The sequence below is a fragment of the Amycolatopsis aidingensis genome, assembly GCF_018885265.1.
Classification (GTDB): domain Bacteria; phylum Actinomycetota; class Actinomycetes; order Mycobacteriales; family Pseudonocardiaceae; genus Amycolatopsis; species Amycolatopsis aidingensis.
Genome location: NZ_CP076538.1, coordinates 4725699 through 4752435, shown reverse-complemented (window position 1 = coordinate 4752435; position 26737 = coordinate 4725699). Strand labels below are relative to the sequence as shown.

The 26737-nt window shown below is 69.8% G+C and carries 25 protein-coding genes; 7 read left to right on the top strand and 18 right to left on the bottom strand.

The window, feature by feature from the left end; all coding sequences use genetic code 11:
• Positions 1–6 precede the first annotated feature (6 nt).
• Together KOI47_RS21660 and KOI47_RS21655 are read right to left on the bottom strand one after the other, a co-directional pair.
• Positions 7–1206, bottom strand: a complete 1200-nt coding sequence (locus tag KOI47_RS21660; RefSeq protein ID WP_216206497.1) for a glycine cleavage T C-terminal barrel domain-containing protein — start codon at positions 1204–1206, stop codon at positions 7–9.
• A 133-nt stretch (positions 1207–1339) separates the two neighbouring features.
• Complete coding sequence (locus KOI47_RS21655; protein WP_216206495.1) at positions 1340–3847, bottom strand: GcvT family protein; 2508 nt, start codon at positions 3845–3847, stop codon at positions 1340–1342.
• A 342-nt stretch (positions 3848–4189) separates the two neighbouring features.
• Between KOI47_RS21655 and KOI47_RS21650 the strand changes: the two genes are divergently transcribed.
• Entirely contained in the window at positions 4190–4936 is a 747-nt protein-coding gene (locus KOI47_RS21650; protein ID WP_216217454.1) for an IclR family transcriptional regulator, read from the top strand.
• On the opposite strand, the gene KOI47_RS21645 is transcribed toward KOI47_RS21650, so the two are convergent.
• Genes KOI47_RS21645 through KOI47_RS21630 form a run of 4 tightly spaced genes read right to left on the bottom strand, consistent with a single transcriptional unit; the run spans position 4921 to position 9921 of the window.
• On the bottom strand, positions 4921–5535 hold the full coding sequence (locus KOI47_RS21645) for a sarcosine oxidase subunit gamma (protein WP_232376161.1): 615 nt from the start codon (positions 5533–5535) through the stop codon (positions 4921–4923). The genes KOI47_RS21650 and KOI47_RS21645 overlap by 16 nt on opposite strands.
• A complete protein-coding gene (locus KOI47_RS21640) occupies positions 5525–8377 on the bottom strand; it encodes a 2Fe-2S iron-sulfur cluster-binding protein (protein ID WP_216206492.1) in 2853 nt (950 codons plus the stop codon). The genes KOI47_RS21645 and KOI47_RS21640 overlap by 11 nt, the downstream gene beginning before the upstream one ends.
• Positions 8374–8652: a sarcosine oxidase subunit delta gene (locus KOI47_RS21635; protein ID WP_216206489.1), complete on the bottom strand. Its 279-nt coding sequence runs from the start codon at positions 8650–8652 to the stop codon at positions 8374–8376. The genes KOI47_RS21640 and KOI47_RS21635 overlap by 4 nt, the downstream gene beginning before the upstream one ends.
• Before the next feature lie 24 nt (positions 8653–8676).
• Entirely contained in the window at positions 8677–9921 is a 1245-nt protein-coding gene (locus KOI47_RS21630) for a sarcosine oxidase subunit beta family protein (protein WP_216217452.1), read from the bottom strand.
• A 59-nt stretch (positions 9922–9980) separates the two neighbouring features.
• Here KOI47_RS21630 and KOI47_RS21625 point away from each other — a divergent pair, with 59 nt between their 5' ends.
• Positions 9981–10646, top strand: coding sequence for a GntR family transcriptional regulator (locus KOI47_RS21625; protein WP_232376160.1), 666 nt, complete (start codon positions 9981–9983; stop codon positions 10644–10646).
• Between the two features lie 88 nt (positions 10647–10734).
• Here the strand turns inward: KOI47_RS21625 and tgmC are convergent, their stop codons facing one another.
• From tgmC to KOI47_RS21595, 7 genes are all read right to left on the bottom strand, one after another.
• Positions 10735–11901 (bottom strand): ATP-grasp peptide maturase system methyltransferase, encoded by a 1167-nt coding sequence (gene tgmC, locus KOI47_RS21620; protein WP_216206486.1) that lies wholly within the window; start codon positions 11899–11901, stop codon positions 10735–10737.
• Entirely contained in the window at positions 11898–12851 is a 954-nt protein-coding gene (gene tgmB, locus KOI47_RS21615; protein WP_216206483.1) for an ATP-grasp ribosomal peptide maturase, read from the bottom strand. The genes tgmC and tgmB overlap by 4 nt, the downstream gene beginning before the upstream one ends.
• Positions 12851–13147 (bottom strand): putative ATP-grasp-modified RiPP, encoded by a 297-nt coding sequence (gene tgmA, locus KOI47_RS21610; protein ID WP_216206480.1) that lies wholly within the window; start codon positions 13145–13147, stop codon positions 12851–12853. Before tgmA ends, tgmB begins: the two co-directional genes overlap by 1 nt.
• 147 nt (positions 13148–13294) lie before the next feature.
• A complete protein-coding gene (locus KOI47_RS35795) occupies positions 13295–13513 on the bottom strand; it encodes a helix-turn-helix domain-containing protein (RefSeq protein ID WP_232376159.1) in 219 nt (72 codons plus the stop codon).
• Between the two features lie 225 nt (positions 13514–13738).
• The gene (locus tag KOI47_RS21605) at positions 13739–14125 is read right to left on the bottom strand and encodes a hypothetical protein (protein ID WP_216206477.1); all 387 of its coding nucleotides are present in this window, start codon (positions 14123–14125) and stop codon (positions 13739–13741) included.
• Positions 14107–14376 (bottom strand): hypothetical protein, encoded by a 270-nt coding sequence (locus KOI47_RS21600; protein ID WP_216206474.1) that lies wholly within the window; start codon positions 14374–14376, stop codon positions 14107–14109. The genes KOI47_RS21605 and KOI47_RS21600 overlap by 19 nt, the downstream gene beginning before the upstream one ends.
• Entirely contained in the window at positions 14373–14717 is a 345-nt protein-coding gene (locus tag KOI47_RS21595; protein ID WP_216206472.1) for a hypothetical protein, read from the bottom strand. The genes KOI47_RS21600 and KOI47_RS21595 overlap by 4 nt, the downstream gene beginning before the upstream one ends.
• Positions 14718–15112: 395 nt before the next feature.
• On the opposite strand from KOI47_RS21595, the gene KOI47_RS21590 reads away from it, so the two are divergent.
• The gene (locus KOI47_RS21590) at positions 15113–15949 is read left to right on the top strand and encodes a DUF5753 domain-containing protein (RefSeq protein WP_216206470.1); all 837 of its coding nucleotides are present in this window, start codon (positions 15113–15115) and stop codon (positions 15947–15949) included.
• An 18-nt stretch (positions 15950–15967) separates the two neighbouring features.
• Positions 15968–16177, top strand: coding sequence for a DUF397 domain-containing protein (locus tag KOI47_RS21585; protein WP_332461419.1), 210 nt, complete (start codon positions 15968–15970; stop codon positions 16175–16177).
• 112 nt (positions 16178–16289) lie between these two features.
• Here the strand turns inward: KOI47_RS21585 and KOI47_RS21580 are convergent, their stop codons facing one another.
• From KOI47_RS21580 to KOI47_RS21570, 3 genes are all read right to left on the bottom strand, one after another.
• Positions 16290–17474 (bottom strand): lipase family protein, encoded by a 1185-nt coding sequence (locus KOI47_RS21580; protein WP_216206464.1) that lies wholly within the window; start codon positions 17472–17474, stop codon positions 16290–16292.
• Positions 17471–18658 (bottom strand): helix-turn-helix domain-containing protein, encoded by a 1188-nt coding sequence (locus KOI47_RS21575; RefSeq protein WP_216206461.1) that lies wholly within the window; start codon positions 18656–18658, stop codon positions 17471–17473. The genes KOI47_RS21580 and KOI47_RS21575 overlap by 4 nt, the downstream gene beginning before the upstream one ends.
• Positions 18659–18833: 175 nt before the next feature.
• Positions 18834–21158, bottom strand: a complete 2325-nt coding sequence (locus tag KOI47_RS21570; RefSeq protein WP_232376158.1) for an ATP-binding protein — start codon at positions 21156–21158, stop codon at positions 18834–18836.
• Between the two features lie 355 nt (positions 21159–21513).
• Here KOI47_RS21570 and KOI47_RS21565 point away from each other — a divergent pair, with 355 nt between their 5' ends.
• Together KOI47_RS21565 and KOI47_RS21560 are read left to right on the top strand one after the other, a co-directional pair.
• The gene (locus KOI47_RS21565) at positions 21514–22386 is read left to right on the top strand and encodes a lysozyme (RefSeq protein WP_216206458.1); all 873 of its coding nucleotides are present in this window, start codon (positions 21514–21516) and stop codon (positions 22384–22386) included.
• A gap of 82 nt (positions 22387–22468) precedes the next feature.
• On the top strand, positions 22469–23626 hold the full coding sequence (locus tag KOI47_RS21560) for a glycoside hydrolase family 3 N-terminal domain-containing protein (protein ID WP_216206455.1): 1158 nt from the start codon (positions 22469–22471) through the stop codon (positions 23624–23626).
• A 261-nt stretch (positions 23627–23887) separates the two neighbouring features.
• Here the strand turns inward: KOI47_RS21560 and KOI47_RS21555 are convergent, their stop codons facing one another.
• Together KOI47_RS21555 and KOI47_RS21550 are read right to left on the bottom strand one after the other, a co-directional pair.
• Positions 23888–24211, bottom strand: a complete 324-nt coding sequence (locus KOI47_RS21555) for a LysR family transcriptional regulator (RefSeq protein ID WP_232376157.1) — start codon at positions 24209–24211, stop codon at positions 23888–23890.
• A 411-nt stretch (positions 24212–24622) separates the two neighbouring features.
• Complete coding sequence (locus tag KOI47_RS21550; protein WP_216206450.1) at positions 24623–25597, bottom strand: beta-ketoacyl-ACP synthase III; 975 nt, start codon at positions 25595–25597, stop codon at positions 24623–24625.
• 296 nt (positions 25598–25893) lie between these two features.
• Between KOI47_RS21550 and KOI47_RS21545 the strand changes: the two genes are divergently transcribed.
• Complete coding sequence (locus KOI47_RS21545) at positions 25894–26685, top strand: thioesterase II family protein (protein WP_216206447.1); 792 nt, start codon at positions 25894–25896, stop codon at positions 26683–26685.
• Positions 26686–26737 lie beyond the last annotated feature (52 nt).

The following is a 26737-nucleotide window of genomic DNA, read 5'->3' as shown; positions in this document are numbered from 1 at the left end:
GGTCACCTACGCGCTCACCGCACGTTCGAGGCGTTTGGGCGTCGACTTCTTCGGGTCCAGGAAGGGCTTCTCCACCACCACGGCGTCATGCGGGCCGTGCTGGGTGTGGATCACCAGCCTGGTCCCGTACTCCTGGTAGGCGATGGGCACCATGGCGTAGCCGATGTTCTTCTCCAGTCGTGGGGAGAAGCAGGCGGAGGTGACCTCGCCGATGCGCAGCCCGTTTGGATCGTGCACATCGAACACGTCGATCATCGAACCGTCGTTGAAGCTGCCAACGTTCGGTCCGTCGATCTCCACGCCGACCAGCTTGCGGGTGACACCCTCCTGCTGCACCCGCCGCAGCGCGGTCTTGCCGATGAAGTCGGCCTCCTGGTCCAGGTCCACCATCCAGGTGGTCTCGAAGCCGTAGCCTACCTCGAAGGGGTTGGTGTGGTAGGTGATGTCGTTGCCCCAGGACAGCATCCCGGCCTCGATCCGGCGGATGTGGCAGGGGCCGATCACCCGCAGGTTGTGCGGTTCACCCGCCTGCCAGATGGTGTCCCACAGCCGCACCCCGTCCCTGCTGGCGTTGCGCAGGTAGATCTCGTACCCCAGCTCGGCGGTGAACCCGGTGCGGGAGACGACCACCTCCATGCCGTCAAGGTCCCGCTCCACCGCGTAGTAGTACGGAACGTCCAGAATGGACTCGCCGAACAGGTCGATCATCACCTCGCGCGACTTCGGCCCCTGCACCTGCACCGGCCCCACGTCGGGCTCGCTGATCTGCACGTTCATGCCGAGGCTGTAGGCAAGGCCTCTGGCCCACAGCAGCACGTCGCTGTCGGCAAGCGAGAGCCAGAAGTGGTTCTCGCCCAGCCGCAGCAGCACCGGGTCGTTGATGATCCCGCCGTCCTCGGCGGTGATGAACACGTACTTGCACTGGCCGACCTTGCACTTGTTCAGGTCACGCGGCACCAGCATGTTGGTGAACTCGAAGGCGTCCGGCCCGGTGATCTCCACCTGCCGCTCCACGCCAACGTCCCACAGGGTGACGTGCTCCAGCAGGTGCCAGTACTCGCCGACCGGGTCGCCGTAGTGCCGGGGGTGATAGGTGTGGTTGTACACGCTGTACAGCCCGACCCCGTGCCTGCGGGAGGCGTAGAAGAAGGGGGACTTGCGGATTCTCGGGTACTGCAGCACTCCGGGTTCCGGGTTCACGGCCATGGCGATTGCTCCTTGCGAAGTATGCGGTGGAATTCGATGTCGGGGTGTTCGGGTACAGCACGCCCCATGCCCGTGCCTGGGCTGGCACGGGCCGGGAGAGCGGGAGCCGGTCATGCGCTCCTTGGCGCGACGGCTAGCAGCGCATTCGTTTCATCTCGGGGTCCAGGACGGGGTCGGCGACGACCGTGGCCGGATGTCGCCGGTCGAAGTAGGCCACCTCCAGCGAGGTGCCCTCCGCGGAGAGCTCGGCGGGCAGCCAGGCGTAGGCCAGGCTCGCGCCGATGCTGTGGCCGTAGCCGGTACTGGTGGTGAAACCGGCTGAGCCACCCCCGGGCGCGGAACCGGCCGCGAAGACCGGTTCCGAACCCATCAACACCGTGCCGTCGTCGATGCGCAGGCAGCGCAGCCGCTTGCGCACCGGCCGTTCCCTGCGACGCAGCAGCGCGTCGCGGCCGATGAACTCGCCCTTGTCCGGCTTGACGGCGAAGCCGAGCCCCGCCTCGTCCGGGTCGTGCGAGCTCCACATGTCCGTTCCCCAGGCGCGGTAGCCCTTCTCGAGGCGCAGCCCGTTGAACGCGCCCCGGCCTGCCGGGATGATCCCGTGCTCGGCGCCTGCGGTGCTGAGCAGGTCCCACAGCCGCAGGCCGTACTCGGCCGAGGTGTACAGCTCCCAGCCGAGTTCGCCCACATAGGACAGTCGCAGTGCGGTCACCGGGACCTCACCGACATGGAAGTGCTTGGCGCGGAAGAACCGGAAGCTCTCGTGCGAGACGTCCGTGCTGGCCAGCGGGGCGAGCACGTCCCTGGCCCGCGGCCCCCACAGCCCGATCCCGCAGGTGCCGCCGGTGATGTCGCGTACCCAGGTGGTTTCGTCGGCGTGGCCGCGCAGCCAGGCGATGTCCCGCTGGCCGTTCAGCCCCACCTGGAAGGTGTCTCTTGACAGCCGGGCCACCGTGATGTCCGCGCGGATCCCGCCGTGGGTGTCCAGCATCAGCGTGTAGGTCACGTAGCCGGGAGGGCGGTCCAGATTGCTTGTGGTGAGGCGCTGCAGCATGGGCAGCGCGCCGCGGCCGCTGACCTCGGCCCTGGTGAGCGAGGTCATGTCGTACAGCCCCACCCGCTCCCTGGTCGCCCGGTGCTCGGCGCCGATGATCGGGGAGAAGTAGCGGCCCGCCCACGGCCCCGGCCGGGCGATGTCCCTGCCTGCCACCTCGGCGGCGTTCGACTCGTACCAGTGCGGCCGCTCCCAGCCGTTCGCCTCGAGGAAGAAGGCGCCCAGTTCGCGCTGCCTGCCGTAGAACGGGCTGGTGCGCAGCGGCCGGGCCCGCTCGGACGGCTGCTGCGGGTGGATGATGTCGTACACCTCGCGGAAGTTCTGCCCCGCCCGTGCCTCGACATAGGCCGGGCTGTGCGCGAACTTCTCGAACCGGCGTACGTCCGCGGCCCGCAGGTCGAAGCTCGGCGCCTCGCCGGTCATCCACTCGGCCAGTGCCAGCCCGACCCCGCCCGCATGCGTGATCCACACCGCCTCGCCCAGCCAGAAGTTGTCCACCTCGGCCGAGGGCCCGAGCACCGGCATGCCGTCGGAGGTGAACAGGAACAGCCCGTTCATTCCCTCGGAGACCTCGGCGCCGCGCAGCCGGGGCAGCAGCGCGCAGGCGTCCGCCCAGGGCTTGGCGAAGTCCCTCGGGGTGAACCCGTGCACCGAGGCCATCCCTTTCCAGCCGCCGCCCTCCGATGGCGCCTCGGCCCCGCCACCATGGGCCGCCGTCGGCAGGATCTCCTGCTGGCGCACCGGGATGACCCGGTGCTGGTAGGAGCCGACGCCGTACCGGTCGTGGATCCGCCGGAAGTACATCGAGCTGTCCTGGTGGCGCAGGATCGGCTCGCCGACCTCGGGGCTGTCCGAGGGCAGACCCGGCACCGGTGAGGTCACCGCGTACTGGTGCGCCAGCGGCAGCACCGGCACCGACACCCCGGCCAGCGCCCCGATCCGCGGGCCCCAGATCCCGGCACAGCACAGCACCCGCTGTACCGCGATGGTGCCGCGCGAGGTGTGCACCGCGCGGACCCGGCCCTGCGCGAGGTCGAACCCGGTGACCTCGGTGTGGCCATGGAACCGCACGCCGAGACGGCGGGCCTCGCGAGCCATGGCCTCGGCCGCCCGGACCGGTTTGGCGACCCCGTCGGTCGGCACGTGCAGCCCGCCGTAGATCCGGTCCGCATCGAGCAGGCCGATGGCCGAGCGCACCTCGGCCGGGCCGATCAGCTCGCCCGCGACGCCCCATGCGGTCGCCAGGCCGTGCCGCCGCTTGAGTTCGTCCCAGCGCTGCGGGGTGGTGGCCACCTCGATCCCGCCGACCTGGTGGAAGCAGGGCAGCCCGTCCAGGGTCTCGGCGGCGTAGCGCCGCACGGTGTAGTCGGCCAGCTGGGTCAGCAGCTGTGCGGGCGAGGTCTGGAAGACCAGCCCGGGGGCGTGTGAGCTCGAACCGCCAGTGGCGAACAGCGGTCCTTGCTCGACGACCGTCACATCGGTCATGCCGAGCTGGGCGAGGTGGTAGGCGGTGCTGCATCCGACGATGCCTGCACCGATGACGAGGGTGTGGGTGCTGGAGACCCAGGAGTCTGTAGCCGAGTCCATGCCGCCGCCTTGTTGCGTCTAGAACAACTCACTGCGCATAACGCAACAGTGCGCCCTACCGCGGGTGTGCGTCAAGCCACACGAAGGACGAATTTTTCCCGGTTGTCCTACTGCGGAGTAGGTGGTCAGCGGCCTGCCGGCGGGCGTGGCCGGGCCCCCGGGGTGCACTGGCTGCGTTGCGTAATCAGAAACGTGTCCTGGAATACGCAACAAATGTGACCTGGCAGTGGTAGGAACGTCATCGAGACTGCCCGGCCGGTGCGAGTATTCCCGGCCCCGAGCGGATACGGTTCAGTGGTGGCAAACGCAGCGCAGGCACAAGGCAAGGGCCCTGGCGCGCTGGTGCAATCCGTGGACCGGGCGGTCACCGTCCTGGAGCTGCTCGCCCGCAACGGCGAGGCCGGTATCACGGAAATCGCTGGTGAGCTAGGGGTGCACAAGTCGACCGTCTCGCGGCTGGTCAGTGTGCTGGAGGCGCGCGGGCTGGTCGAACAGATCAGCGAGCGCGGAAAATACGTCATCGGGTTCGGCATTGTCCGGCTCGCCGGTGCGGCCACCGAGCGAATGGACCTCTCCCGCCTGGGCAGACCGTTCTGTGAATCGTTGGCCGCCGAATTGGGCGAGACGGTGAACATCGCGATCCGTGACTTCGACGTGGCGCTCAACATCAGCCAGACGCGCGGCACCGCCTCCGTGACCACCCACAACTGGGTGGGTCAGCGCACCCCCCTGCACGCCACCTCCAGCGGCAAGGTGCTGCTGGCGCACGCCCCTGCCGACGACCAGGACACCCTGCTCTCCGGTGAGCTCGCGCAGTACACCACCCGCACGATCACCGATCCGGCGGAACTTCGTTCCTCCTTCGGGCTCATCGTGCGGGACGCCTACGCCACCAGCTACGAGGAGCTGGAGCTCGGACTGCATGCCGCCGCGGTGGCGGTGCACGACCAGAACGGCGACGTGATCGCGGCGCTGAGCGCGTCGGGGCCCGCGTACCGGTTCACCCGCAAGCGGGTACGGGAGGCCGTCGGCGCGATGACCTCGGCCGCCCGTGAGCTGTCCGCCCAGCTGGGCTACTGGGAGACCTGACCCTCCCGGTACTCCAGGCTCGCGTCCAGCAGCCAGGCCGCGAGGTAGCCCGCGAAGGAGGAGCGGACCAGCAGCCCGAACTCGGCCCGCTCGGCATCGCGCACCAGCAGCACCACCCCCGCCCTGGCGAGCAGGGTCTGCACGCAGGTGCCGGTGGGAGCGGCCGCCGGATGCAGGTCGATCGCGCAGCCGTGGGCCAGCACGTCCCGTACCAGCGGACCGGCGAGGGCGAGGGTGGTGCGCTGCGCCGACACGTCGACCACGGCGGCCGCCGCGTCGTCCAGCGCGGTACGCAACCCCTCCGCCAGCGCCGTGCTACCGGGCGGGGCGAGGACCAGGTACTCGTCCGGCCCCATCCAGAGCACCTCCACCTCGCCGAGGGGGCCGCGGGTGAAGGTGCACGGCCTGCCGGGCAGGTCGACGCCGAGGGCGGCGCGGGCCGCGGCCGCGGCGCCGGGGTCGGCCAGCCGCAGGGTCAGCTGGGTGAGCATGGGCTGCTCGACCGCGTGCACGGCCGGGGCGAGCCCGCCGAGCGGCCCGGCCCAGTCCGCCAGCGGGCTGCGCCCGGTTCCGGTCCTGATCGCGCTGTCAGCCGTCACGGCGGGCTCCTTCCTTGTCGAACAGTACGGACTCGGCGACGGTCACCGGCACGACCTCCTCGCCGAGGGGGACGTAGAGGGTCTGCCCGATCCGTTCCCGCCCCGAGCGCAGCAGGGCCAGCGCGAACCCGCGGCCCAGCGCCGCGCTGTCGTAGCTGGAGGTGACGTGGCCGAGCATGCCCACAGGGGGAGCGGGCGGGTGCGCGGACTCGATGATCTGCGCGCCCTCCGGCAGCACCACCTCGGGCCGTTCCGGCAACAGGCCGACCAGCTGCTTGCGGTCCGGCCGCAGGTTCTCCGCCCTGGTGAAGGACCGCTTGCCGATGAAGTCCGCCTTCTTCTTCGACACCGCCCAGGACATGCCGAGGTCCTGCGGGGTGACCGTGCCGTCGGTGTCCTGGCCGATGATCGGGTAGCCCTTCTCTGCGCGCAGCACATGCATGGTCTCCGTGCCGTACGGGGTGATGCCTTCCGGCCCGCCCGCCTCGACCAGCGCCTCCCACAGCGCGAGCCCATGCCAGGCGTTGACGTTGATCTCGTAGGCCAGCTCGCCGGAGAAGCTGATCCGGCAGATCCGCGCCGGTATCCCGGCCACCGGGGCATCCCGCCAGGTCATGAAGCCGAACTCGGGCCCGGTTTCCAGGCCGGGAGCCACCGCCGCCAGCACTTCCCTCGAGCGGGGACCGACCAGCGCGACGGTGGTCCAGTGGTCGGTGACCGAGGTCAGGAACACCCGTAGCCGCGGCCACTCGGTCTGCAGCCACTCCTCCATCCAGTCCAGCACCATGGCCGCGTTACCGGTCGTGGTGGTGGCCAGGAAGTGGTCCGGTGCGAGCCTGGTCACGGTGCCGTCGTCCAGCACCATGCCGTCCACCCCGCACATCACCCCGTAGCGGATCCTGCCGACCTTCAGCGTGCTCATCATGTTGGTGTAGAGCAGGTCAAGGAACTCCGCGGAGTCCGGGCCGCGTACGTCGATCTTGCCGAGGGTGGAGGCGTCCATCAGCGCGACCCCCTCGCGGGCGGCGCGGCACTCGCGGAGCACGGCCGCGTGCATGTCCTCGCCCGCGTGCGGGTAGTAGCGCGGCCGCTTCCACTGCCCGACGTCCTCGAACTCGGCCCCGTGCGCCACATGCCAGGGATGCACGGCGGTGACCCGCACCGGGTCGTACAGCTCGCCGCGGGCCCGGCCTGCCAGCGCGGCGAACGGCACCGGAGCGTGCGGCGGGCGGAAGGTGGTCGGCCGCCGCCGGGCCAGGTCGGCGCCCAGTGCCTCGGCGAGGATGCCGGCCGCCAGCGTCCCGGAGGTCTTGCCCTGGTCGTGCGCGGTGCCCAAGGTGGTGTAGCGCTTGACGTGCTCCAGCGAGCGCAGCCCCGCCCCGGCGGCCCGCAGGATGTCGGACACCGTGACGTCCCGCTGCGGGTCGACGAACCGGGTGTCCGGCTCGCCGGTGTCCCCGCCCGGCACCAGCCACCTGACCTCGGGTGGCCGCTGCTCGGGCCGGGCGTCGGAGACCGGGAGCGCGGGATCGGCCCCCGGAGCGAAGCCGGCCGCGAGTGCGGCGGCGCGCCCGGCCTCCCGGCCCTGCCTTGCGCAGCCGGTCAGGTCGAACTCCCCGGTCACCGCGCCGGCCACCGCCATCCCGCGTGGTGGATCGGCCGGGAGGTAGGCGCCGAGCTCAGGGGCGTATCGCAGCTCGCCCCCGCGCTGGCTGAACAGCTGTACGACCGGGTTCCAGCCCCCGGAGACCAGCAGGGTGTCGCAGGGCAGCGTCTCCGCCCGGCCGGCGCCGCCGAGCGGGGCGATCCGGATATCGGTGAGCCGCTCGCTTCCCTCGGTGCCGGTGACCGCGTGGCCCGCTCGCACCTCGATCCCGCGCGCGGCACATTCCGCGGCCAGCCCCGGCGGGACGGCCGCGCGGGTGTCGGCCAGCAGCGGCACGTCCACCCCGGCCTCGGCCAGCTCGATCGCCGCGGAGTAGGCGCTGTCGTTGGTGGTGAACACCGCGACCCTGCTGCCGGGCAGCACCCCGTAGCGGTGCAGGTAGGTTCGCGCGGCTCCGGCCAGCATGATCCCCGGCCGGTCGTTGCCGGGGAACACCACCGGACGCTCGTGCGCCCCGGTGGCCAGCACGATCCGCCGCGCCCGGATCCGCCAGACCCGGTGCCGCGCCAGCCACGCCGGTGCGTCGGCACCGAGGTGGTCGGTCCGGCGCTGCAGCGCGAGCACGAACCCGTCGTCGTAGGCGCCGAAGGCGCTGCTGCGGTGCAGCACCCGCACCTCGGGCAGCTCGTCGAGCTCGGTGCGCAGCTCCTGCGCCCAGCTGGTGGCCGGGCCGAGCTCGCAGTACTCACCCGAGCCGAGCAGGGAACCGCCTGCCTGGTCCTGCTCGTCCAGCAGCACCACCCTGGCTCCGCTGCGGGCCGCGGTCAGCGCGGCGGCCAGCCCGGCGGGCCCGGCGCCGATCACCAGTACGGCACAGTGCAGGTGCTTGGCGTCGTAGCGTGCCGGGTCGGGCGGGTCCGGCAGGTGGCCCCGGCCGGGAAGGCCGCGCGCGACGAGCCCCTCGGTCAGTTCCACCGTGGTCGCGGTCAGCATCGGCTCGGCATAGGGATACTCGACCTGGACCAGCGCGGTCGGTTCCTCGGTGCCCGCGGACATGATCCCGCGCGGGCGGCCGTACCGGACGCTGGTGCCGACCTGGTGCACGCCGTTCGCCAGCAGCGCCGAGGCCAGGGTGTCGCCGCGGTGCCCGGTGAACGGGCGGCCGTTGAAGGTGAAGTGCAGCGTGCCGCGCCGGTCGATCAGGCCACCGGCAGGCAGCCGGAACGGCTCGCTCATGGGATCACCGGCCGTTCGTCCTGGATGCGGTACACGGCATGGAACTCGTAGCTGGTGGTGTCCCGTACCGCGTTGAACCAGCGGCGGCAGCCAGCCGCATGCTGCCAGCGTTCCGGGAACGGCCCGGCAGGGTTGTCCCGGTAGAACACGTACTCCGCCCAGTCCACATCGGACAGTTCGGCCGGGTCGGCCGGATAGCACAGGTGGGCCTGACCGCCGTAGTGGAACTCGGTTTCCTCGCGTGGCCCGCACCAGGGACAGGGGATGAGCTGCATGACGCACTCCTCGGGGACAGGCGCTCAGTGCGCGACGGCGGCGGCGCCGTGCTCGTCGACAAGGGCGCCGGTGGTGAACCGTTCGAGGGAGAACGGTGCGAGGTACGGATGGGGCTCGTCCCGCGCGACAGTGTGCGCGAAACAGTCGCCGAGCCCGGGGGTGACCTTGAAGCCCCCGGTGCCCCACCCACAGTTGAGGTACAGCCCGCCGACCGGGGTGTGCCCGACGATCGGCGAGGCGTCCGGGCTGACGTCCACGATCCCTGCCCAGGTGCGCAACAGGTGGGCCCTGGCGAAGATCGGGAACAGCTCGAGCGCGGCCGCCAGCTGGCGCTCGATCACGTGGAAGGAACCACGCTGCCCGTACCCGTTGTAGCTGTCGATCCCGGCGCCGAGCACGAGCTCGCCCTTGTGCGCCTGGGACACGTAGACGTGCACCGCGCCGGACATGACCACCGTCGGGTGCACCGGCTCCAGCAGTTCCGAGACCATCGCCTGCAACGGATGCGATGCGATCGGCAGTCGCAGCCCCACCATGCCGGCCAGCGCCGAGGAGTGGCCTGCCGCGCAGAGCGCCACCCTGTCCGCGGCGATGTCCCCGCGGGTGGTGCGGACTCCCCGCACCCGGCCGCCGCTGGTCCGGATGCCGGTGACCTCGCAGTTCTGGATCAGGTCCACGCCGAGGCTCGCCGCGGCGCGGGCGTAGCCCCAGGCGACGTGGTCGTGCTTGGCGATACCCGCCCGTGGCTGGTAGCTGGCGCCGAGCACCGGGTAGCGGATGTCGGGGGAGAGGTTCAGGATCGGGCAGACGTCCTTGATCTCGGCGGGTTCCAGCCATTCGGCGTCGATGCCGTTCAGCCGGTTGGCGTGCACCCGCCGCACGCCGTCCCGCACGTCCTGCAGGCTGTGCGCCAGGTTCAGCACGCCCCGCTGGTCGAACAGGATGGGGTAGTCCAGTTCCCGCTCCAGGTTCTCCCAGAGCCGCAGCGCGTGCTCGTAGATCCGGGCGCTTTCGTCCCACAGGTAGTTGGACCGGATGATCGTGGTGTTGCGGGCCATGTTCCCGCCTGCCAGCCAGCCCTTCTCCAGCACGGCGACGTTCCGGACGTCCTGCGTCCTGGCGAGGTGGTAGGCGGTGGCCAGCCCGTGCCCGCCGCCGCCGACGACGAGTACGTCGTAGCCGCGCGCGGGCTCGGGGTTGCTCCAGAGGAAGTCGGGGTGTTCCGGAAGATGCGCGCCAGGCGGGGGCGCGTCCGGATGCGGTGCCATGCTCATGATGCACCTCTGATGAACTACTGGTATATCAGTCGTGGTGTAGAGTAAGCCCGGTGAGAGCACCGGTCAACACGGCGGCATCCGGATCCGCGCCCTCGCTGGCCGAGCAGGCCTATCTGGCCATTCGGGACCGCCTGGTGATGCTGGAGATCCCGCCAGGCAGCCCGATCAACGAGGACCGGCTGAGCGGCGAGCTCGAGTTCGGGCGCACCCCCGTACGGGAGGCGCTGAAGCGGCTGGAGAAGGAACGGCTCGTGGTCGCCTTCCCCCGGCGCGGCACCTTCGCCACCGATGTGCACATCTCGGACCTGGCCTACATCTCCGAGGTCCGGCGGACCATCGAGCCGATGTCGGCCGCGGCGGCCGCCGAGCGGGCCACCGCGGCCGACCGGGACACCCTCGCCGGGCTACGCGAACGGCTGGCGGTGGCGGGGGAGACCGACAGCACCGCCGAGCTGCTCCGGATGGACCTGGCCGCGCACCGCGCCGTCTACCGCTGCGTGCACAACCCGTTCCTCGAGGACACCCTGCTCACCTACGACAACCTGGCCACCCGGATCTGGGGTGTGTTCCTGCCCCGGCTCTCCGGGGTGGCAGGCCACGTCGGCGAGCACGTCCCGCTGCTGACGAAGATCATCGACGGCGACTCCGGGGCCGCCGCCGAGCTGGCCCTGCGGCATGTCACCGGATTCGAGAACGCCATCCGCGCCCTGATCTGACTACGTGTTTGCCGCTGCTCATGGACGTGGCAGGTGCGCGACGCCAGGCTGGCGCGGCCTCATCACGGGCCTGGTCGGGACTGAGGTGTTATGCGGAGATGTCCCAGGTGTGCCGGTCGCCGAGCCGGAGGCTGTGTCCGGCTGGCGTGATGTTCAACTCGAACTGTTCACGAGCGGGTTTGCCGAGTGCGGACCATTCGCGGTGTGCTGCTTCGATTTCGTCCCACAGTCGGCGGGGACCGCTCTGTACGGCGATCAGTTGGCCATCTTCGAGGTCCTGGTAGGCCCAGGAGCCGTCGCGGCTCAGTAGGCGCGTCTGCATCGCGGTGGCGCCTTCGGGTTGGAACCAGTGCACGGCGACGTCCGGTACACGTAGGGCGGCGAACAGGGGGAAGTCCTTCGACGTGATCTCACCCGCTGGCATTGTTGCCGGACTGCGGCCGCCTTGATCGGTAGAGCGGAGGGCTTGCTGGAGCAGAGCGAAGGTGTCGGGGCGTTGGAAGTCACGGCGGGTCATGAATGCGCCGTATTCGGGCAGGAAGTTGCCGGTTGCGGTGTCGTCGTCGACGACGCGCAGGAGCACCATGGCACCGGCATCGAGGTCGGTGTAGAGGTGGCTGAGGATCAGGCCGCCTGGACGGGTTTGCTCGATCCAGGGGTGCGGAATTCGTGGCCATGAGCAGGTGGCCAGGATGCGGTCATAGGGTGCTGCGTCCAGGTAGCCGTGTGCGGCGTCTGCGGTGGCCACGGTCGGGGTGTACCCGGCCTGGGCGAGCCGTTGCTGGGCGAGTCCCACTACGTGGGCGTCGATGTCGATGGTGGTGACTTGTGCCGAGCCGAGGCGGTGGCTCAGAAGGGCGGCGTTGTAGCCGGTGCCGGTGCCGACTTCGAGGACGCGGTGGCCGTCGTGGAAATCGAGTGCTTCGAGCATCCACGCCATGAGGGTGGGCTGTGTGCTCGAACTGGTCGGATTGCCGACCGCGCTTCCGGTGTGGCGGGCGCGGTCCCACGCGCTGTCGTCACCGTCGAGTTGGGTGACCAGTGTGCGGTCGGAGTACACGGCTGGTAGCCAGTCCTCGTCGGTAGCGTCGACTGCGCGTCGTCCGCCGCCTGCTTTGTGCAGGAAGAAGCGGGGGACGAAGATCTCGCGAGGAACCGTCGCGAAGGCGTCCTTCCACTCGGGGCCGAGGGTCGCGTCGCCTTCGGGCAACTCCTCCGCGAAGGCCGCACGGAGTTGGGTTGCGGTGCGGGTCACAGTGTGGTCCTTCCTTCGAGTGCGTCAGCGATCGCGGCCGCGATGCGGGGGGTAACGTCGGCGATCCACACCCACTGTCCGTTCGGGTTGATTTCGAGCCAGACCCAGTCGCCCGATGGGGTGACGATGAAGTCGAGTGCGCCGAACCTCAACCGGAGCGCTTTCAGCAAGTTTCCGATGTGTGCTTGGACCTCACTCGGAACGTCTATCGGCCGGTAGGTCAGAGCGTCGTAGTCGGCTCGCCAGTCGATGCGGGCACGGTCGGAATGGGCGTCGATACGGGCGGCGAAGCACCGGCCGTCCACGACGGTGACCCGCACCTCGTAGTCCTTGGGGCATTCCTGCTGGAACAAGCACGTTGTCGCGGCAATCGCCGCATCGTCGAGCTGGTCGAGTTCCACGGGTTGCGTGTAGATGAAGTCCCGTCCCAGGTCGTGCTTGTACTGGATACCCGAGAGCGGCTTGTACACGACTGGCCCGACATCCTTTGCGAAGGCACGCACGGCCTCGGCGTCGTTGGTCAGCAGGGTCGGCGGGACGTTGAGACCAGCAGCGCGCGCCGCCGCGAGCTGGACCGGCTTGTACTCGGCCCGCGCGATGTCGGCCGGGTGGTTCAGCCAGACGGGCAATGAAGCCAGGAACCCACCGAAGCCGAACCGCGCCTCGCGCGTCGCCCACGCCGCGTCAGCCTCGCTCAGCCCAGGGTGCGGTTGGTAGATCGACGGGCGCCGGTAGTACACGGCGCCCACGTCACCAATGTTGACGGCACGAGTGGTAGTGCAGAGTGTGCCAGAGTGGTCCTGGTCGAGCCGTGCGGTCATAACAAGGTGCTGCGGAAACTCGGACGTATCGAATCGGACGACACCCGTGCCCCTGTCGTTGAGTTCGGCAACCACATGATCGGCCGCAACGTCGAACTGTTCGGTCACGACCAGGACCACACCAGACATCAGTCCTCCGTCACGTCCTCGTCGCGTTCGAACCGGGTCCCATCCTCAGTGTTGGTCGGCGTCTGCGTCGGCCCCGTCGAGTGCTTGGCCGCCTCGATGCTGATGCCGTCCTCGGTCACCACGGCAATTTGGCGCTTCGGGTCGTAGGCCCAGTTCGAGAAGTCGGCGGCGGGCACCGACGACGAGGGCACCGGGCGCACGGCGAACCGGAGTCCGAACGGCCGGGCCGGGGAGCCTGCGCGATCCATGCTCGGCCCTTTGTAGTCCCCGAGCGGGAACACACTGTGCACACCCACGAGCGGCTCCGTCTTCGCGCTCACAAGATCACTCCAATCGGTAGCTGTGCGAACTCCACCTGTGACTACCAGAGATAGACGTCAGGTGTACGGCCGTCAGGCAAGGTTCGCCAAGATGGTGCATCCGGGCGGTAGCGGACATCGGGTCTAGTCGTTCCCTGGACGGCTGCCGCCCCGGGAGCGAAGGGTGGTTCTGGCTTCGGTGAGAAGGCGATGGACGAAGCCGCAGGAGCGGCCACAGGAGTCCGCGAGAGTGCGAATGCTGTCGCCCTGCTCGTATCGCCGTTTCAGTTCCTCGGCGAGTTCCGTCCTTTCCGGACCAGTGAACCGGACTCGCTCCGCAGTAGCCTTGGTTGGTGTGGTCATTCCGTAATTCCCTTTGATCGGCCTGATTTGTGGGTAGGTGGGACTACCGGACCTGCGGCGGTGACCGTTGCCTTGCCAACGCGAACTCCTTTCCTGTTAGGACCGGGACCGGGCGCACGGTGCCCGGGGATCGGCCGCGTCCGGCCGACACCGGGCGCCCGGTCGGGAAGGCGAGTCGAGCGCCCGTGGCTGGGTCCGCGCCCGGCGCTCGATCCCGCCGAGTCGTCAGTCGTAGCCGAGTAGAGGTACGGCGTCCGGGTTGCGTGAGCACCATGCGCGGACCCACAGGGCCAGGTCGGCTGAGGTGTAGCCGGTGACCGCGCGGTCGTCGGCGTCCCGGCGGAACGCTCGGGCCGCCTTGGTCGCGGCGGCCTTCGAGTAGCACTCCAGGGGCAGGTAGCCATGGTCGGGAATGCACAGCAACCAGATGCGGGAGTTCTCGCGAACCTGATAGCCGAGCTGGAGCCGTTCCAGCCGGGGGCGGCGGTGCAGCAGCAGCCCGGCCACGTTCCAGGCCGGCACGGTGGCGTGCACAGTGCCGTAGGAGTCGGCGAGCGGGACCTCGATCAACTCGTCCGGCACCTCCTGGCCGGTCACGACGACGGCGGACATAGCCGATCGGCCTGCTCGGCGTGGACGGTGCAGTACAACTGTTCCTCGACGTGTCCGTGGTCATCCAGGACCACGCGGCGCCACCCGGCCAGGTGGGGGCGGCTCTGCGGCTGTTCCTGGCAGACCTCGCAGCAGGCCGTGCCCAGCGGGATCGCTTCCCAGCGGGGCAGGTTGGGCACGAGGGACCTGTCGGGTGGGCTGTCGAGCAGGGCCAGCGCATCGGCCACCGTAAGCCCGCTGTCGCTGGTCACCGTTCACCGCCGATGCGGTGCTCGGCAAGCAGGACTCGGCCCGCCTCGGTCGGGACGACCCGGTACACGCGGAGATCGTCTCGGCTGACCGGGGTAAGGCCGAGGATGCCGGTTCGACGGAGGTAGGTGACTACCTCGACCGTGCCTGGTCCGTACTCGGTCAGCCGTGCTGTTGCCGGTGCGGGCCCGCCCGGGTCGTCGCATTCGGAGGCAGCCAACGCATCGGTGCGCGGCCAGTGCATGACGTGCTCGCCGTCGCTGGTGCCTGCGGTCAGATAGATCTCGTGACGCTCGGCTGATTCGAGCAGACCCCAGCCAGTATCAGAAATCGTGCTGGTCATCGTCCGTTCCCTTCGTGGCAGGGATGGAAGGACAGCGCCCCGACAAGGTCGGGGCAGGTCGGGGCGCTGTCACGCTTAGCCGCCTTCTGTCCGCGTTGAGACGGCGGGAGATGTCCGCGAGTGACCCCAGCGTGTGCCGTGACGTGCTCGGCGAGCTCTGGTCACCGCGAGTTCGGATGTGTCCGTTCGGTCGACTAGCATCCTCGGTGCCTCCTAGTCGGACTTTCCGTAGTGGAACGTTCCATACTTGCGGGTATAGCTTGAGACTGTAGAAGTGGAACGTTCCATTTTGCTATCGTCCAATTAGGTGAAGCAGGATGTGAACGCTCCGCGAGCGTGTGAAGCAGGTTGGTCCCGGACAAGGGAGGTCGTCGTTGGGTGAGTCAAGCAGGCCGATGCGCCGTCGTCGGCTGGCACGAACGCTGCGCCGCTATCGAACGCAGGCCGGCTTGTCGTCGGACGACGCCGCACAGGCGCTGCTCTGCGGCACCGGAACGATCTCCCGGATGGAGAACGGCCAGAGTGCCGAACCACTCCGCGTCAAGCACGCGCTGGAGGCATACGGCGCTCCGGCGGACGTTGTCGCCGAGATGGTCGAGATCGCCAAGGAGGGCCGTAAGCGCGGCGCCATGCGCAGGCGTTACGACGATGTGCTGCCCAAGCGGCTGGCCGAGTACTACGAACTCGAAGACGAGGCGGACGCGATCTCCCTGCTCGAAGGCGAGTTCGTGCCGGGCCTGGTGCAGATCAAGGAGTACGCGCGGGCGCTCATAGCGTCGTACAGCCCGCATGTGCGGCCCGAGGACGTGGACCGCCTGCTCGACATTCGCATGACGCGGCAGCAACGTGTTACGGCGGCTGATCCGCTCAAGCTGAGGATTTTGCTGGGCGAGGCCGCTCTCCATACCCAGGTCGGCGGCCCAAGGGTCCTTCGTGCGCAACTCGAGCACTTGCTCGACCTGACATCCAACTACGAGACGATCGAGACCCGGGTACTCCCGTGGGCTGTAGGAGCACGGCCAGCCCTCGGCCGGAACTTCACGATCCTGGAGTTTCCGGACCCGGACGATCCGGCCGTGATCTTCGCTGAGAGCGTGTCATACTTCGTCCTGGAGGACGAGGACGACGAGGTCGCTGCCTTCCGGACTGCGTACAATCAGTTGTGGGAGCTGGCTTCCGACGGGGCCGGCTCGGCGCGGTTGATCGAGCAGGCAGCTTCGGTCCTCACCTGAAGTTCAACTGAAGGCGGCATGATGTCGACACCGATTCCCGCAGGGACGACCTGGCGAACAAGCACGCGATCACAGGGCAATGGCGCGTGTGTCGAGGTGGCCGCGTCCAACCGTCTGGTCGCGGTGCGGGACACCAAGAACCGCAATGGTGGGCACCTCACGCTCACACGTTCAGCCTTCGACGCATTCCTCGACACGATGAAGGAACGCGCTCAGCACCTCAGCTGACCCGCACGGCGCCGGCTCGTTCCAAGCTGGCAGGAGTACTGGCCCGGTCGCCCGCCGACCGGGCCACGTCACGTTGGCTTCCGCGCACATTCCGTCCGTCCGCCGGCGCGGCTCAGCAGTTCGAGGTGACCGGCTTGCCCGCGAACCGGTCGGCGATGAACTGGTGCGCGGCCTCGTTGCCGGTGTAGACCAGGGTGATGTGGTCGGTGTCGTAGGCCCGCCAGGTCACCGGTACGCCCTGGTCGCAGTAGGACTGGCGCAGCCGCTCTGCCTGCGGGAACCACACCAGGTCGTCCCCGGTCGCGTGGTAGTCGAACACCGGGACCTCGATCGGGGTGCCGCCGAGGACGTTCTCCCTGATCCTGGCCATCCACTCCGGCTGGACCACCGGGCTGGAGGTGGTGAACTCCGACAGCTTCCTGCCCCGGTAGTCCACCAGCAGCTCGAAGGTGCAGGCCTCCTGCCGCATCCGTGCGAACTCGGTGCGGCCGGCCTCGTTGAGGTAGGAGTCCAGCCGCAGCTGCGGGTAGGCGGCGTCCAGTCCCTGCAGGGCATAGGCGAGCAGGCCGAACCCGAGGCCGCCATCGAGCTGGATCGACACCTGCGCCAGATCGGCGGGAACCCCGCCCGCGGCGACGCCGACCAGGTTCAGCTCCGGGGCGTACCCCGGCTGCAGCTGGCCCGCCCACATCGCCGCGCCGCCGCCCTGGGAGTAGCCGCGGAAGGCCACCTCGGCCTCCGCCGACAGCCCCGCCACGGGCAGCCGCTGCGCCGCCCGCACCGCGTCGATCACAGCGTGCCCCATGGCCCTGCCGGCCACATAGGTGGTGTCCGGCTCGGGGTGGTAGCCCTCGTAGTCGGTCATCGCCACCGCATAGCCGCGGCCGAGCAGGTCCTCCAGTGCGGGCTGCTCGTAGAAGGCACCGATGGACAGCATCTTCGAAGGGGCGCAGTGGAACGCGGGACCGTGCGTTCCGGGGGCCATGGCCACCACCGGGGCGATGGCGGGATCGACGTCCTTGCCCAGCAGCACGGTGCCGGTCACCACGTTCGGCTCGCCCAGCGCGTCGGTGGAGTGGTACATCACCTGCCAGGCGTCCACGGTCTCGTGGGCGGGCCCCGCCTTGCTGGGGCGCCAGCGGATCACCTCGCCCGGCTGCCCCTCGGGCAGCGGGGACGGCGGCTGGTAGAAGGCGTCCCCCGGCGGCGCCGGTTGCGGCGGTGCGGCCGAAACCGGGGCGCCCGCGGTCAGCACAACCGCGAGCACCAGGGCCGTGAGCAGGCGGGACCGGTTCACTCGTCAACCTCCGTGACCTTGGTGGCAGTGGTTTCCCGCTCGGCGCGGAGTGAGATCTCCATCGCGAGCCGTTCGTCCGGATCGTGCAGGCTGCGCCCGAACAGCTCCTCGAGCTGGCGTAGCCGGTACCGGACGGTCTGTGGATGTACCCCCAGCCGCTGCGCCAGCTCCACCGCGCTGTCCGGCGACTCCAACCAGGCGAGCAGGGTCTCGCTCAGCCGGGCCCTGCGCTTGCCGGTGAGTTCGTCCAGCGGGGCGAGGCTGCGGTGGCGCAGCTCGGCGAGCAGGAACCGGTCGGTGCGCAGCCACAGGCTGAGCAGGTGGTCGGTGCACCGGGTGACCGTGGCGTCCGGCAGCGCACCGGAACGCACCAGCTCCAGGGTGCGCCGTGCCCAGTGCAGCGAGCTCGCGGCGTCTCGCAGCGGCACGCTCGGCCCGGCCGCGATCCGCCTGCCGCCCAGTGCCCGCGCGATCCCGGCCAGGTCCGTCTCGGCGGCCAGCAGCAGGCAGGGCCGCGCGTCGGTGAGGTCGGCCAGCGTCCCCTCGCCGAGGTCGGGAAGGTCCGGCTGCGCCGGGTGGCCGGATGCCTCGACGGCCACCATCGTGACCCGGTCCGGCAGCGCCCACCGGGCCTGCGCCGCGGCCGAGGCCAGCGCCCGCGGCGAGGCTGGTGGCGTGGCGAGGATCTGTTCCAGCAGCAGGTGCCTGCGGCGCGCCAGCATCCCGGCCGATGTGGTGTGCGCGGCGGTGTAACCCTGCACCGACAGTGCGGACACCTGGTCCACGTAGCCGAACACCGCGTCGGCACAGGCGCTCAGCCTGCTCGCGGGCACCCCTCGCGCCTGCCCGGACTCGGCCAGCTGCCGCCAGGCGACCCTGCCCGCGATCCGGTAGGCGGACTGCAACCGGTCCAGGCCGTCGCCCGCCTCGAACTCGGCCCTGCCCAGCTCGCGGAACAGCCGGGCGCAGCGCTCCGGCAGCGTCACGACCCGCCCCGGCGTGCCGAGGCCGTACCGGATGACCAGTTCGACACCCTCCCGCAGGGTCGCGCCGAACGGGCCTGCCAGCCGCTGCGCGTACCCCGGTACCAGGTTCTCGATCTCGTAGACGATCGCCTTGGCAAGGAAGCCCACATGCGGCTGGAACCCGCCGGCCGGTGCCGCGCGCTGCTCGGTGATGGTCATCGCGATCAGCGCTCCGGCCCGTGGTGACCTGTCAGAACTACCAGCCGTGCCATCCTGCCTGCCTCCGCGGTGCGCCGGGTGGGCCACGGTCGCCACCCTGGGTGGCACAGCCTCCCGTGCGGGCCGCGCACCGCACATCGTGAGGACTACGTAAGTGGGGGTACGTACCGTCCGATCAGGAGCGGCGGGACTCCACGAACCAGGCGGCGATCTGCGCCCGGCTGGTGAAGCCGAGCTTGCCGAGGATGTGGTCCACATGGGTCTCGGCGGTGCGGCGGGCGATGACGAGGCGGTCGGCGATGTCCCTGTTGGTCAGCCCTTGCGTCACCAGCTCGGCGATCTCGGTCTCCCGTTTGGTCAGTGGGTCCTGCGCCGGTGCGGCCGTTGCGGTGTCCGTCGCGGTGTCCTGTTCCTCGTCGAGGGCGTACCGCACGGCCTGCTCCGCGGACAGTTCGGCGCCGGCCGCGAACTCCTTCGCGGCCTCCTCGACCCCGAGCTCGCCGGTCACCAGCGCGATATCGCGCTCCATCGGTTCGACGAACGCCGCGTAGTTGGTGGGGGACGCGCCGAGCCACTGCCATACCGTGGTCGCCGCGCCGAGCAGCCGCGCGGCCCGGCGCGGAGCACCGCGATGGGTGGCGCAGCCCGCCATGACCGTCAGCGAGAAGGCGATGATCGCCCGGTCGTCGACGCGCCGCTGCAGCCGCAGCAGCTCCAGCCCCGCTTGCTCGGCCTGCTCCATGTCCCCGCGCAGGTACTCGGCGGCACTGCGGGACCACAGCGCCCAGGACCGCCAGAACACCTCGCCCCGCTCGGTGCACTCGGCCACGCAGTCCCGCAGCACCTCGCGGCCGCGTTCCAGGTCACCGGCGAGGCTGATGGCAAGACCGTGGTTGTACCTGGCCCACAGCAACCCGCCGAGGTCGCCCTGCCTGCGGAACTCCTCGGCGGCCAGGTGGAACAGCTCGGCTGCGGCCTCCGCCCGGTCGCCGATCAGCGCCGCGTAGGCGCGCACGTGGTTGACATAGGCGCGGGAGCGCTCGTCGCCGAGTTCCTCGGCCGCCGCGGCCGCGCTGGCCAGCGCGGAGTCGAAGGCGGGCTGGTCGCTCTGCACGAGCGCGAGGAAGGCGTACATCCACCATCCGTCGGCCCTGGCGGGGGAGTCGTCCGGGGCGGCGTCGAGCAGCTTGCCGAGCCACATCCGGCCCTCGGTGTTGATCCCGCGCAACACCCAGTACTCCTTGACGCCGTACACCAGCTCCAGCCCTGCGGTCGCCTCCAGGGGCTCGGCCGCGCAGAAGTCGAGTGCGCGGCGCAGGTTGGCGTGCTCGTGCTTGAGCCGGGTGATCCAGCCGACCTGGTCGGCGCCGAACCATTCCGCCGCGAAGTCCCTGGCCAGTTCCAGGTACCAGTCGCGGTGCCGCCGCCGCATCCTGGCCAGGTCACCGGCCGAGTGCAGCCGGTCCTCGCCGTACTGCCGCACCGGTTCCAGCATGCGGTACCGCACCACACCGTCCCGTTCCTGCCGCAGCAGGATCGACTTGTCCAGCAGGCCGTCCAGCACGTCCAGCACCGCATGCCGGTCCAGCCCGTCACCCGAGCACACCTCCTCGGCGGCGTCCAGGCCGAAGCTGCCGGAGAACACCGAGGTGCGCGCCCACAGGATGCGTTCCGGTTCGGTGCACAGCTCGTGACTCCAGTCGATCAGCGCCTGGAAGGTGGCATGTCTGCTCGGCCCCGCGCGACGTCCCCCGGTGAGCAGGGTGAACCTGTTGTCCAGCCGGTCGGCGAGCTGGCGCACCGAGAGCGAACGCAACCGCACCGCCGCCAGCTCGATGGCCAATGGGAGCCCGTCCAGCGCCTGGCACAGCCGGGTCACATCGGCCGCGTTCTTCTCGGTGATCGCGAACGAGGGCACCACCGCGGTGGCCCGGTCCACCAGCAGCTGGACCCCCTCGTACTGTTCCAGCCCCGCGGTCGACTCGCCGGGCTCGGGAACGGCCAGCGGGGACACCGGCAGGATCCGTTCCCCCGCCACCCCCAGCGACTGTCGGCTGGTCGCCAGCAGCACCAGTTCGGGGCAGTCGGTGAGCAGGGTGGCCGCCAGCCGCGCGCATGCCTCGACCAGATGCTCGCAGTTGTCCAGCACCAGCAGCAGCCTGCGGGCGCGCAGGTGCTCCACCAGCAGGTCGATCGGTGGACGCGCCGAGCGGTCGCCCAGCCCGAGATGGTCGGCGACGGTGTTCACCAGCAGCTCCGGCTCGCGCAACTCGGCCAGCCCGACGAACACCACGTCCTCGTCGAAGGAGGCCCGTGCGGCCGCGGCGACCTGCAGCGCCAGCCTCGTCTTGCCTACCCCGCCAGGCCCGGTCAGGGTCACCAGGGATGCCGTACCGAGCAGCCGCCGCGCCTCGATCAGCTCGGTCCGGCGGCCGATATAGGTCGTCATCTCCGCGGGAAGCGGATCGCGCGCGCGGCGCGGACCAACGCTGCCGGACATCCTCACCTCCCAGCACCGGCCCAGGAAGATCCCGGGAGATCATAGTCGGGCGGCCGGTGCGCCGCTCCGTGCCGCGGGCACCGCGGCCGCGGGCCGGGTCCGTTCCGGGCGCGGCAGGCGGCCGTCCGGCCGTGCGCAATCGGTGATCCTTTTTCTTCGGAGATAGCGTAGAGAAAGGGCCGCACGGGCCAATCGTATAGGCCAAACGACGTAGCGAAGGCCAAAAAATAGCTAAATTGCTTTGCAATTCTCTAACGCTGTTGGCTGCTAAGCCGTTGAGAACTTACTTTACCTCTGCATCGGGACCCCTGCTTCGCCCGCGGGCAGCCGCGGGCGGCCCGAAGGAGGAAAGATCATGTCATCGTCGTCAGCAAGCCCGTTCCGGCACAGACTGTTCGGCAGGCTCACCCGCACACTCGTGGCAGGCGTGTTCGCCGTGCCGCTGGTGCTGGCGGGCACGGCAGGCTCCGCCGCGGCCGACAAACCCGCGATCGAGCCCGGCCAGGCCTACATGGGCGTCGGCATCGAGCAGCACGAGGGCCTGCCGGAAGGAGGGCTCAGGGCGCTGGCCCCCAGCGGCCCACAGGGTATCGACGTCAGCCACTGGCAAGGCACGATCAACTGGTCGGCGGTACGCAGCAGCGGAATCCGGTTCGCGTACATGAAGGCCACCGAGGGCACCTACTACACCGACGACACCTTCGATCGGAACTACATTCGTTCCTACGAGAACGGGATCATCCGCGGCGCCTACCACTTCGCCCGGCCCGATCGCGACGCCCTCGCGCAGGCCAGGTTCTTCGTGAAGAACGGCGGCGGCTGGTCCGCGGACGGCAGGACCCTGCCGCCCGTGCTGGACATCGAGTACAACCCGTACGGATCCGTCTGTTACGGCCAGAACCACACCGGCATGGTGCGGTGGGTGCGGACCTTCAGCAACGAGGTGGAGCGGCTGACCGGCCGCTACCCGGTGATCTACACGACCACCGACTGGTGGCGGCGGTGCACCGGCGACAGCGGTGCCTTCAACACCACCAACCCGCTGTGGATCGCGCGCTGGGCCAGCAGCCCGGACCCATTGCCGAACTGGCCTTTCTACACCATCTGGCAGTACACCGCGACCGGCCGCGTCTCCGGTGTCAGCGGCGATGTGGACCGCAACGTGTTCAACGGCAGCATGAGCAGGCTGGAGGCCTTCGCCAAGTGCAGCCACAGCAACCCCTGCTGACTCCCCGCTGAAACCGGCAAGGCGCCAGGTGGTGCCCACCGCGACCGCGGTGGGCACCACCCAGCGCCGTTGGAGGACCACCATGCGAACGACCACTTTCGTCGCGCCTGCCCTCGCCGCCGCGCTGGCCGCCACCGCCCTCGGCGGGCCGCCCGCCCCTGCCTCGCCGGCGGCACCCGCCACCGTGGAACAGAGCTGCGCCGAGCGGACACTCGGTGAGCTGAGCGTGGCCCAGCGGGTCGGCCAGCTCTTCGTCGCCGGGGTGGACGCGGACGATCCCACCTCGTCCCAGCTGGCCCGCATCACCGACTACCACCTCGGCGGCGTCATCCTCACCGGAGGCAGCGACGCGGGTGTGCAGACCACCCGGCAGGTGAGCGATGCGGCCAGGGCCCGGGCGAGCACCAGCAACGGGATCGGGCTCTGGGTCTCCGCCGATCAGGAAGGCGGCTATGTGCAGCACCTGGAAGGGCCGGGCTTCGCCACCATCCCCACCGCGCTTGAGCAGGGCGGGCTGGACCAGGACACGCTGCGGTCCAGGGCCCGGACCTGGGGCGGCCAGCTACGGGAGGCCGGGGTCAACCTGAATCTCGCGCCGGTGCTGGACACCGTGCCGGAGGAGCTGGGCCGGGGTAACAAGCCGATCGGGTATTACTACCGGCAGTACGGCTACACCCCGGAGGCGGTCGCCGGGGCCGCTACCGCGTTCCAGCGGGGGATGAGCGCGGCCGGGGTGCAGCCGACCGGCAAGCACTTCCCCGGCCTGGGCAGGGTAAGGGAGAATACCGACACCAGCGGTGAGGTCCTTGACGAGGTCACCACCCGGCAGGACCCGTACCTGCACCCGTTCCAGGTGGCTGTCGACAACGGCATCCCGCTGATCATGGCGTCCACGGCGCGGTACACCCTGATCGACCCGGCGAACCTCGCCGCGTTCTCGCCCACCGTGCTGCGCGGCATGCTCCGCGATGACCTCGGCTTCACCGGGGTGATCATCTCCGATGACCTCGGCAACGCCGCGGCCGTACAGGACATCCCCGTCGGAGAACGGGCCACCCGGTTCCTCGGCGCCGGTGGCACGGTCGTGCTCACGGTCGATTCGGCCACGGTGCCCAGGATGTTCCACGAGGTGATCCTCCGCGCCCGTGCGGATCCGGAGTTCCGTGCCGTGGTGGACGAGGCGGCGCTGGCCGTGCTGCGGGCCAAGGACCGGATCGGGCTGCTGCCCCACTGTCCTTAGTGGATATATGAGGCCACCCTGGGCCGGGGGGAGCGTCGCGATCGCAACGCTCCCCCCGGCACCTCATCCAATCCATCCGGGTGTGCGGTCCCGAACCCGGCGCCATTTCGGGGGTAACGCCGAGCAGCGTGCCGCGGCTACCGGACGATGAAGGGCATCGCCGTTGATGATGAAAATTCCCCAGTCCCCAGTATAAGTTTCACCACGAAACCGTCGGGTTCGTGTGGTGGTGGTTCCGCCCCTTGGCAGGAAAGCCCGCGGTCAGGGAACTCTCTTGCCCGCGGGGGGTGTGCCGGCCGAGGACGCACGCTCGACCAGGTGCTCCGCCGCGGCACGGGCCTGCTGCTTGGCAGGCTCGGTGTTGCCGGAGATCTGCCGGATGCTGTCGAACAGCGTTACCACCGCGCGTGCGGATGGCAGCAGCATCCTGCCGTCGGCGGTCAGCTTGGCGCCGCCCGGCTCCCTGGTGAACAACCGGGCCTTGAGGTTGGTCTCCAGGCACTTGATCTGGTAGCTGATGGCAGGCTGCGAGTAGCCAAGCGCCTTGGCCGCGACATCCATTCGGCCGATCTCTGCGATCGACACGAAAGCTCTGAACTGTCGTTCATCCATAAGTTACTCCCTCTGTCGTGCGGAGGCCGTGGCGCGGATCAACTTTTCAGTACCGTTGAGAAGTCTTACCGCTCCGGCTCAAGCAAACCCCACTGATCGGGTGCCCGGCTACCGGGCGCGTTGTCCGGACGCGGCCAATTCGTGTCCTGTTGTGGCCAGAAGCGGCTTCACCCGACCGGGGGTAGCCCCTCGTCCGATGTCAGCTACCCAGCGTTACTTAGCACGGCGTTTACCTGGTAAGGAGTGTTGTCAGTCCACCTGCCGGCCCAACGGGGATCATGACTCGACGTGCACATCGCGCGGAGGTGAACTGGTTTCCAAAATTCCTGAAATGCACGGTTGACTGGTTGCTGGGAAAGTCTTCATGCCGGCCAGGGAAATGTGCTATGGACAGCGCACGACCTGGCTCGCGTAGGAAAGGCCCGCGCCGAAGCCGAGCAGCAGAACGGGGTCGCCGGTGGTCAGTTCGCCGCCGTCGATCAGCTTCGACAGCGCGAGCGGCACGCTGGCGGCGGAGGTGTTGCCCGACTCCACCACATCCCGCGCGACGATCGCGTCCCGCGCACCGATGCCGCGCACGATCAGGTCGATGATCCGCAGGTTGGCCTGGTGCGTCACCACCCCGGCGAGCTCGGCCGGGTCCACCCCAGCCCGTGCGCAGGCCGCGCGGGCGATCGGGGCGAGGGTGCCGGTCGCCCACCGGTAGACGCTCTGGCCGTCCTGCCGGAACAGCGCTGGCGGTCCCGCCGGGCCGGTGGTCTCCAGGGTGATCGCCTGTCCTCGCTCGGGTTCCGAGCCCCACACCACCGGGCCGATGCCGGGCACCGCACCCTCGGCCGCGCCGGTGACCACGGCCGCCCCCGCGCCGTCGCCGAAGATCACACAGCTCGAGCGGTCCGTCCAGTCCAGGAAGTCCGACATCTTGTCCACCCCCACGACGAGGGCGTTGCCGCTTGCCCCACCCCGGATGGCCTGGTCCGCGGTGGCGAGCGCGTAGCAGAATCCGGCGCAGGCCACGTTCAGGTCGAAGGCCGCGGGGGCGCTCATCGCGAGCTGATGGGCCACCCGCGCGGCGATGTTCGGCATCCGCTGCATCGCCGTGCAGGTGGCCACCACGACGAGATCGATATCGGCGGGGTCCATCCCGGACCTGGCAAGGGTCTTGCCCGCGGCGGCCACGGCCATATCGGTGACGCTCTCGTCCGCCGCCGCGATGCGCCGCTCGGCGATGCCGACCCTGGTGCGGATCCACTCGTCCGAGGTGTCGACCACGGCGGCCAGGTCGTCGTTGCGCAGAACCCGGGCCGGCTGGTAGTGGCCGAGGGTCAGAATTCTGGTTCCAGTCGTGCCGGAATGCATGGGGATCTCCCGGAGTCGAATATGTGGCCTCCCAGGCCTTTCTGGCCTGCCCCGGGGACGAAGCTTGAAGGTAGCAGCATGTTATTCCGGGCACAACGCGGTCCGGAGCGGCCGGCAGACCCGTGTCCTGGGCGGATGCCCGGTTGTGCTGGCCGCGAGCGGCCAGGCGGTTAGGAAAATTCGAACTCGCTTCGCCCGCGCCGGGCCCGGCCCAGCACAATCGCCTCGGCACCGGGGACAGGTCCGTGGGCCGCTCCGTGCCCGCTGGCAAAGCGATCCGACAGGAGAAATCCCAAGTGGACGGTCGATGGCTGGCAGGAAGGCGGCCGCGGCACGACGCCGAGTTCCGGTTGTTCTGCCTGGCCTATGCCGGTGGGAGTGCCTCGGTCTACCACGAGTGGCGGCGGCTCGTGCCTGCGCATGTCGACGTGTGCCCGGTGGAACTGCCCGGCCGGGGTGGCCGTTGGGGCGAACCCGCGTTCACCGAGCTGGACCCGCTGGTGCGGGCGATGGCGACCGCGCTGAGCCCCGCGCTGGATCTCCCGTTCGCGCTGTTCGGGCACAGTATGGGTGGGCTGCTGGCCTTCGAGCTGGCGAGAACCCTGCGCGACCAGGGAAAGCCCCAGCCGTGCGAGCTGTTCGTCTCGGCCACCTCCGCACCCGGCGGGCCGCGCACCGGATCCTCGGTCCATCGCGCCTCCGACGCGGAGCTGACCGCGGAGATCCGGCGGCTCGGCGGTACCCCGGCCGAGGTCCTCGCCGATGCGGACCTGATGGCACTGACCCTGCCCGCACTGCGCGCGGACTACGCGGTGCTGGAGACCTACGAGTATCGCCCGGCCGCACCGCTCGAGGTGCCGATCACGGTGTTCGGCGGCGCGGCCGACCGGATCGTGCCGCCCTCCGCGCTGCGCGGCTGGACCGGGGAGAGCCTCGCTGGCGTGACCACCCGGATGCTGCCCGGTGACCACTTCTTCCTGCGCTCGGCCGCCGGTGACCTGGTGAGCAGCATCGTGCGCACGCTGGCCCGGCACCGCACCGGCGTCCGGAACGCGCCGCACGCCGTCGGTTCGGCGACCGAAAGGTGACAGGCGGCCCGGCGGGGACCCCGGCCGTGGCCATCGGAACAGGAGATGGGGC